Here is a 6651-nt window from a genome sequence, read left to right as displayed (position 1 = left end):
CACTCGTGGCTGCAACCCTGCTTACTCAAAATCTATTCACACATGGTTACGTTTTGGGGAAATTATGAGGGGATCTCTCAGTGCTCAGCATGTTTGAGTGCTTTACTCGCCGCGGGTTGAGAAATATGTAAAACTTCAGCCGCACGCGTTAAGGAACCACAAGTCATTACAGCATAAAAGATATCGAGATGTCTTAATTTCATTCCATGTAGCCTACTGATTATTTATTTCTACGGACTATTCTAACGAATAAAGTATAAATAATCAGATATACTCGTCATAATTCAAATTTTGGTTTAGTTGTCACGAGAATTAATTCGTAAACGTGCAAGCTAAATAGATTGACTAGGGGAATATACGGGGTAAGAAAGCGGCTCGGCATACTGCCCTATAATAAATTGTTAGGAGAAGTACGCCGAGTAGTGTGTAGCTATTAGGTAAAGTATGTACCAATTTCAATAAATATTTTAATTAAGATACTGTTTGAAATATCAACAATAAAGGCACCGACCATAGGAACGACAAGGAAAGCTTTATGTGATGGTCCAAATGCTTTTGTGACTGTTTGCATATTCGCAATTGCTGTTGGTGTTGCTCCCATACCAAAGCCACAGTGACCCGCGCTGATCACGACAGCATCATAATCTTTGCCCATCATTTTGAAGGTGATAAAGCAGGCAAATAGCACCATGACAACAGTTTGTACAGCAATGATAATTAATACTGGCCCTGCCATGCTTGCCAATTGACCAAATTTTAATGACATTAACGCCATTGCCAAGAAAAGCGATAAAGCAACGCTACCTAATACATCGACGGTCGGCTCAAACACTTCGTGTTTAAATACATGAGTCAGTGTATTACGGATAATAATACCGACAAATAAACACCAGACAAAAGTAGGCAGTTGCAGAAAAGTATCTTTAAACAATGCACTGATATAGCCACCAACAACAATACAGATAATCAGCATTGAAATGGTTTCAATAACGTTATTTGCATTGATTTTTCTTTTGACGCTTGGTTGCTCAAAAGCTTCAACGATAGTGTCGCGCTCTTGCTCGGTTGTTTTAGGAATAGAGACCTTTTTCAAAAGATGACGGGCAACAGGGCCGCCAACTAAACCACCCAACACTAATCCAAGTGTTGCACAAGCCATCGCTAATTCAACGGCGCCTGTTACACCATATTTATCAGCGAGAATAGGGCCCCATGCTCCGGCATTACCATGACCACCTGTTAGAGTAATTGAACCTGCAATTAAGCCAATAAATGGACTTTCATTCATCATGACAGCCATACTCATGCCGACAGTATTTTGAATGGCGATTAGGATCGTTACTGCAATAGTTAATAGAACTAACGGCTTTCCTCCTTTAATCAGTCGAGAAAAGTCAGAACTTAGCCCGATAGAGGAAAAGAATGTGAGCATTAATAAACTTTGCAATGAAGCATCAAAAGTAAACGAATAACCTGATGTTTTATCAATAATTAACAGAACAATTGCAACAATAAAGCCACCAACGACGGCTTCTGGTATGTGGTTTTTTTGTAGGAACGGGGTAAATTTTACGACAAACATTCCTATGAGTAGCGCGATACATGCGACTAATAATGTATAACTGGCATCTAGGATCATTTTTTTACCTCTATTAGTTTACCAGAATTTTCACTATAACAATTTAACAATAGTGAAAAATGAAGTTACTTTGGTTAACTAATCTTTAACAATGAGTTTTATTAGGGTATCCATAACTTTTAGTTAATAGGGTCATAATTTTAGTGTGATCTTAATCATGAAATATTAAAAAGATTAAAATAACAACAATGGTATTTAATGATGGGTAAACCTAAATACCATGCGGGATCCGCACTATTTTCGGTGATAGCAAAAAATAAAAAAGTATAAATAATAAACAAAATTATAAGAGAAGGAGAACATGATAAGCGCAGGCCGAGCAATTTAAAGAAGTGTGATATACAACATAAAACAGCAGCATGACCTTTCTATATTTCGTTGCTTATCGAAGTGTTAATTTTCGGGTGGATTACTCTGTTTGTTGATTAATAACGGAGAAAAATATGATTGCTGTAATATTTGAGGTGCAAATACAACCCGACCAACAAACTCGCTATTTGACTTTAGCTGAGGAGTTAAGACCACTATTAAGTCATGTAGCTGGTTTTATTTCAATTGAACGTTTTCAAAGTCTAGCTACAGAAGGAAAAATGTTATCGCTATCTTGGTGGGAAAACGAATACGCAGTTCTGCAATGGAAAAATCATGTTTTACATGCGAAAGCTCAACAAGAAGGGCGAGAGTCAATATTTGATTTTTACAAAATTAGTATTGCTCATATTACTCGCGAATATTCATTTAAAAAGGACAAGGATAATGTTTGATGTTCACGTTGTTTTAGATAATCAAATAGGACAATTAGCATTACTAGGAAAAACATTAGGTAATAAAGGTATTGGATTGGAAGGGGGAGGGATATTTACGGTTGGTGATGAATGCCATGCTCATTTTCTTGTTGAACAAGGAAAGGAAGCTAAAATAGCGCTAGAGCAAGCTGGACTGTTAGTACTTGCGATCCGGACACCATTAATTCGTAAGTTAAAACAGGAAAAACCGGGGGAACTTGGCGAAATAGCACGAGTATTGGCGGAGAATAACATTAATATTTTAGTGCAATACAGTGACCATGCTAACCAACTGATATTAATAACGGACAATGATAGTATGGCTGCATCTGTTACGCTCCCTTGGGCAATAAAGTGAACTTGCGATGGCTAATTTAATACGAAAAGAGGTTACCTTTGAGTCCTCAATAGCCGCGATAGGGGCGGCTATGTCTGACATTTCACGAGTTAAAATACTCAGTGCTTTGATGGATGGGCGAGCTTGGACGGCCACTGAGCTAAGTTCTGTGGCGAATATATCAGCTTCAACGGCGAGCAGTCATTTATCTAAATTATTAGATTGCCAGCTAATCACAGTAGTAGCTCAAGGCAAGCATCGTTATTTTCGGCTAGCAGGAAAAGATATTGCTGAATTGATGGAAAGTATGATGGGGATCTCCTTAAACCATGGCGTACATGCCAAAGTTTCCACGCCAGTGCATTTACGAAAAGCACGTACTTGCTATGATCATTTAGCTGGCGAAGTTGCCGTTAAGATCTATGATTCCCTTTGTCAACAGCAATGGATCACTGAAAATGGTTCAATGATCACATTAAGTGGTATTCAATATTTTCATGAAATGGGAATTGACGTTCCTTCCAAACATTCACGTAAAATCTGTTGTGCGTGTTTAGATTGGAGTGAACGCCGTTTCCATTTAGGTGGGTACGTTGGAGCCGCATTATTTTCGCTTTATGAATCTAAAGGGTGGTTAACTCGACATCTTGGTTACCGTGAAGTTACCATCACGGAAAAAGGTTATGCTGCTTTTAAGACCCACTTTCACATTTAAGTTGTTTTTCTAATCCGCATATGATCAATTCAAGGCCGAATAAGAAGGCTGGCTCTGCACCTTGGTGATCAAATAATTCGATAGCTTGTCGTAATAATGGCGGCATACTATCAGTAGTAGGTGTTTCCCTTTCTTCTTTAGCGACTTGATGCTCTTGATCTTCCAATACGCAACCTAAAGTAAAATGCCCCACAGCGCTGAGTGCATATAATGCATTCTCTAGTGAAAAACCTTGTTGGCATAAAAAGGCTAATTGATTTTCGAGAGTTTCATACTGTTTTTCTGTAGGCCGTGTACCTAAATGTACTTTTGCTCCATCGCGATGACTTAGTAAAGCACATCTAAAACTTTTAGCGTTATTACGTAAAAAATCTTGCCAGCTTTCCCCTTCTAAAGGGCAAAAGTGAGTATGGTGCCTATCTAACATCTCAATGGCTAAGGCGTCGAGCAAAGCCCGCTTATTTTTTACATGCCAATACAATGTAGGCTGCTCTACACCTAGCTTCTGGGCGAGTTTACGGGTTGTTAAACCTTCGATTCCGACCTCATTAAGCAGCTCTAATGCGCTGTTAATCACTTTACTTTTATCTAATCTAGACATCATTAATTCCTAATTTTTGTTGACACTCTATCATTGATAGAGTTATTTTACCACTCCCTATCAGTGATGGAGAAAAGTGAAATGAATAGTTCGACAAAGATCGCATTGGTAATTACGTTACTCGATGCCATGGGGATTGGCCTTATCATGCCAGTCTTGCCAACGTTATTACGTGAATTTATTGCTTCGGAAGATATCGCTAACCACTTTGGCGTATTGCTTGCACTTTATGCGTTAATGCAGGTTATCTTTGCTCCTTGGCTTGGAAAAATGTCTGACCGATTTGGTCGGCGCCCAGTGCTGTTGTTGTCATTAATAGGCGCATCGCTGGATTACTTATTGCTGGCTTTTTCAAGTGCGCTTTGGATGCTGTATTTAGGCCGTTTGCTTTCAGGGATCACAGGAGCTACTGGGGCTGTCGCGGCATCGGTCATTGCCGATACCACCTCAGCTTCTCAACGCGTGAAGTGGTTCGGTTGGTTAGGGGCAAGTTTTGGGCTTGGTTTAATAGCGGGGCCTATTATTGGTGGTTTTGCAGGAGAGATTTCACCGCATAGTCCCTTTTTTATCGCTGCGTTGCTAAATATTGTCGCTTTCCTTGTGGTTATGTTTTGGTTCCGTGAAACCAAAAATACACGTGATAATACAGATACCGAAGTAGGGGTTGAGACGCAATCGAATTCGGTATACATCACTTTATTTAAAACGATGCCCATTTTGTTGATTATTTATTTTTCAGCGCAATTGATAGGCCAAATTCCCGCAACGGTGTGGGTGCTATTTACCGAAAATCGTTTTGGATGGAATAGCATGATGGTTGGCTTTTCATTAGCGGGTCTTGGTCTTTTACACTCAGTATTCCAAGCCTTTGTGGCAGGAAGAATAGCCACTAAATGGGGCGAAAAAACGGCAGTACTGCTCGGATTTATTGCAGATAGTAGTGCATTTGCCTTTTTAGCGTTTATATCTGAAGGTTGGTTAGTTTTCCCTGTTTTAATTTTATTGGCTGGTGGTGGGATCGCTTTACCTGCATTACAGGGAGTGATGTCTATCCAAACAAAGAGTCATCAGCAAGGTGCTTTACAGGGATTATTGGTGAGCCTTACCAATGCAACCGGTGTTATTGGCCCATTACTGTTTGCTGTTATTTATAATCATTCACTACCAATTTGGGATGGCTGGATTTGGATTATTGGTTTAGCGTTTTACTGTATTATTATCCTGCTATCGATGACCTTCATGTTAACCCCTCAAGCTCAGGGGAGTAAACAGGAGACAAGTGCTTAGTTATTTCGTCACCAAATGATGTTATTCCGCGAAATATAATGACCCTCTTGATAACCCAAGAGGGCATTTTTTACGATAAAGAAGATTTAGCTTCAAATAAAACCTATCTATTTTATTTATCTTTCAAGCTCAATAAAAAGCCGCGGTAAATAGCAATAAATTGGCCTTTTTTATCGGCAAGCTCTTTTAGGTTTTTCGCATGTATTGCGATATGCATAAACCAGCCATTGAGTAAGTTTTTAAGCACATCATCATCATAAGCTTTAAGTTGGTTCTCTTGGATCAATTTGCTGACAATGGCGTTTACCTTACCAGTAATGTATTCAAGGCTAATTTTTTCAAGTTCATTCCAACCAATGATAGGCATCACTTCTTGGATAGGGATAAGGTTTTTATTATTATCAATAATATAATCAAGATAATGTTCAAATATACTTTCTAAGGCAGACCAACCATTTGTTAAATCAGTTTTTGTTGTGATGTAGGCATCAATCATAATTAATTGCTGCTTATAACAGGCACTGAGTAATTGTTTTTTATTTTTAAAGTGATGATAAAAGGCACCTTTGGTCACCAACGCTTTTCCCGAGATCTCATCTATTGAAACAGCTTGATAGCCTTTTTCAACAAACAATATTCGTGCTGAGTTAACCAGTGATTGATAGGTACTCTTAAAATTTTCTTGTTGATGATTTTTATTTTCCATGATAGATTTAAAATAACATACCGTCAGTATGTTTATGGTATCATGATGATGTGGTCGTGACAATCTTAAGAACATTTAGGTTATTTTATGTATATTGAACAGCATTCTCGCTATCAAAATAAAGCTAATAACATCCAATTAAGATATGATGATAAGCAGTTTCATACAACGGTTATCAAAGATGTTCTATTATGGATTGAACATAATTTAGATCAGTCTTTACTGCTTGATGATGTGGCGAATAAAGCGGGTTATACCAAGTGGTATTTTCAGCGGCTGTTCAAAAAAGTAACAGGGGTCACACTGGCTAGCTATATTCGTGCTCGTCGTTTGACGAAAGCGGCTGTTGAGTTGAGGTTGACGAAAAAAACTATCCTTGAGATCGCATTAAAATATCAATTTGATTCCCAACAATCTTTTACACGTCGATTTAAGTACATTTTTAAGGTTACACCAAGTTATTATCGGCGTAATAAATTATGGGAATTGGAGGCAATGCACTGAGAGATCCCCTCATAATTTCCCCAAAGCGTAACCATGTGTGAATAAATTTTGAGCTAGTAGGGTTGCAGCCACGAGTA

At 38.4% G+C, this 6651-nt stretch carries 8 protein-coding genes and 2 pseudogenes; 6 read left to right on the top strand and 4 right to left on the bottom strand.

Translation table 11 applies throughout. The features are described from left to right. On the top strand, positions 1-68 hold a 68-nt coding region (locus J3U00_RS11505), incomplete at its 5' end, for a hypothetical protein (protein ID WP_223232774.1). A gap of 15 nt (positions 69-83) precedes the next feature. Here the strand turns inward: J3U00_RS11505 and J3U00_RS11500 are convergent. Beyond that, positions 84-203, bottom strand: a pseudogene (locus tag J3U00_RS11500) (LysR family transcriptional regulator); the annotation flags it as partial. Between the two features lie 230 nt (positions 204-433). Next, positions 434-1639: a sodium/glutamate symporter gene (gene gltS / locus J3U00_RS11495; RefSeq protein ID WP_000599531.1), complete on the bottom strand. Its 1206-nt coding sequence runs from the start codon at positions 1637-1639 to the stop codon at positions 434-436. Positions 1640-2082: 443 nt separating this feature from the next. On the opposite strand from gltS, the gene J3U00_RS11490 reads away from it, so the two are divergent. Genes J3U00_RS11490 through J3U00_RS11480 form a run of 3 tightly spaced genes read left to right on the top strand, consistent with a single transcriptional unit; the run spans position 2083 to position 3476 of the window. Further along, entirely contained in the window at positions 2083-2403 is a 321-nt protein-coding gene (locus J3U00_RS11490) for an antibiotic biosynthesis monooxygenase family protein (RefSeq protein WP_000562370.1), read from the top strand. Beyond that, positions 2396-2782 (top strand): hypothetical protein, encoded by a 387-nt coding sequence (locus J3U00_RS11485; RefSeq protein ID WP_000460651.1) that lies wholly within the window; start codon positions 2396-2398, stop codon positions 2780-2782. Before J3U00_RS11490 ends, J3U00_RS11485 begins: the two co-directional genes overlap by 8 nt. 7 nt (positions 2783-2789) lie before the next feature. Continuing rightward, the gene (locus tag J3U00_RS11480) at positions 2790-3476 is read left to right on the top strand and encodes an ArsR/SmtB family transcription factor (protein WP_001284954.1); all 687 of its coding nucleotides are present in this window, start codon (positions 2790-2792) and stop codon (positions 3474-3476) included. Here J3U00_RS11480 and tetR(B) read toward each other — a convergent pair. Beyond that, entirely contained in the window at positions 3454-4077 is a 624-nt protein-coding gene (gene tetR(B) / locus J3U00_RS11475) for a tetracycline resistance transcriptional repressor TetR(B) (RefSeq protein ID WP_000088605.1), read from the bottom strand. The two genes, J3U00_RS11480 and tetR(B), sit on opposite strands and share 23 nt — an antisense overlap. Before the next feature lie 81 nt (positions 4078-4158). Here tetR(B) and tet(B) point away from each other — a divergent pair, with 81 nt between their 5' ends. Beyond that, entirely contained in the window at positions 4159-5364 is a 1206-nt protein-coding gene (gene tet(B) / locus J3U00_RS11470) for a tetracycline efflux MFS transporter Tet(B) (protein ID WP_001089068.1), read from the top strand. Positions 5365-5476: 112 nt separating this feature from the next. On the opposite strand, the gene tetC is transcribed toward tet(B), so the two are convergent. Beyond that, the gene (gene tetC, locus J3U00_RS11465; RefSeq protein ID WP_000428546.1) at positions 5477-6070 is read right to left on the bottom strand and encodes a tetracyline resistance-associated transcriptional repressor TetC; all 594 of its coding nucleotides are present in this window, start codon (positions 6068-6070) and stop codon (positions 5477-5479) included. 87 nt (positions 6071-6157) lie between these two features. On the opposite strand from tetC, the pseudogene J3U00_RS11460 reads away from it, so the two are divergent. Continuing rightward, a pseudogene (locus tag J3U00_RS11460) lies at positions 6158-6553 on the top strand (helix-turn-helix domain-containing protein); the annotation flags it as partial. Between the last annotated feature and the right edge of the window lie 98 nt (positions 6554-6651).

Origin of the sequence: Gilliamella sp. B3127 (assembly GCF_026536935.1) — a bacterium.
Classification (GTDB): Bacteria; Pseudomonadota; Gammaproteobacteria; order Enterobacterales; family Orbaceae; genus Gilliamella; species Gilliamella apicola_E.
The sequence above is the reverse complement of the archived record's forward strand: the minus strand, read 5'-3'. Positions and strand labels throughout refer to the sequence as shown.

Bases quoted from the DNA above. Each gene is read 5' to 3' on its own strand.
- gltS (WP_000599531.1), bottom strand. From the start codon at position 1,639: ATGATCCTAGATGCCAGTTATACATTATTAGTCGCATGTATCGCGCTA.
- tetC (WP_000428546.1), bottom strand. From the start codon at position 6,070: ATGGAAAATAAAAATCATCAACAAGAAAATTTTAAGAGTACCTATCAA.
- J3U00_RS11480 (WP_001284954.1), top strand. From the start codon at position 2,790: ATGGCTAATTTAATACGAAAAGAGGTTACCTTTGAGTCCTCAATAGCC.
- J3U00_RS11490 (WP_000562370.1), top strand. From the start codon at position 2,083: ATGATTGCTGTAATATTTGAGGTGCAAATACAACCCGACCAACAAACT.
- J3U00_RS11485 (WP_000460651.1), top strand. From the start codon at position 2,396: ATGTTTGATGTTCACGTTGTTTTAGATAATCAAATAGGACAATTAGCA.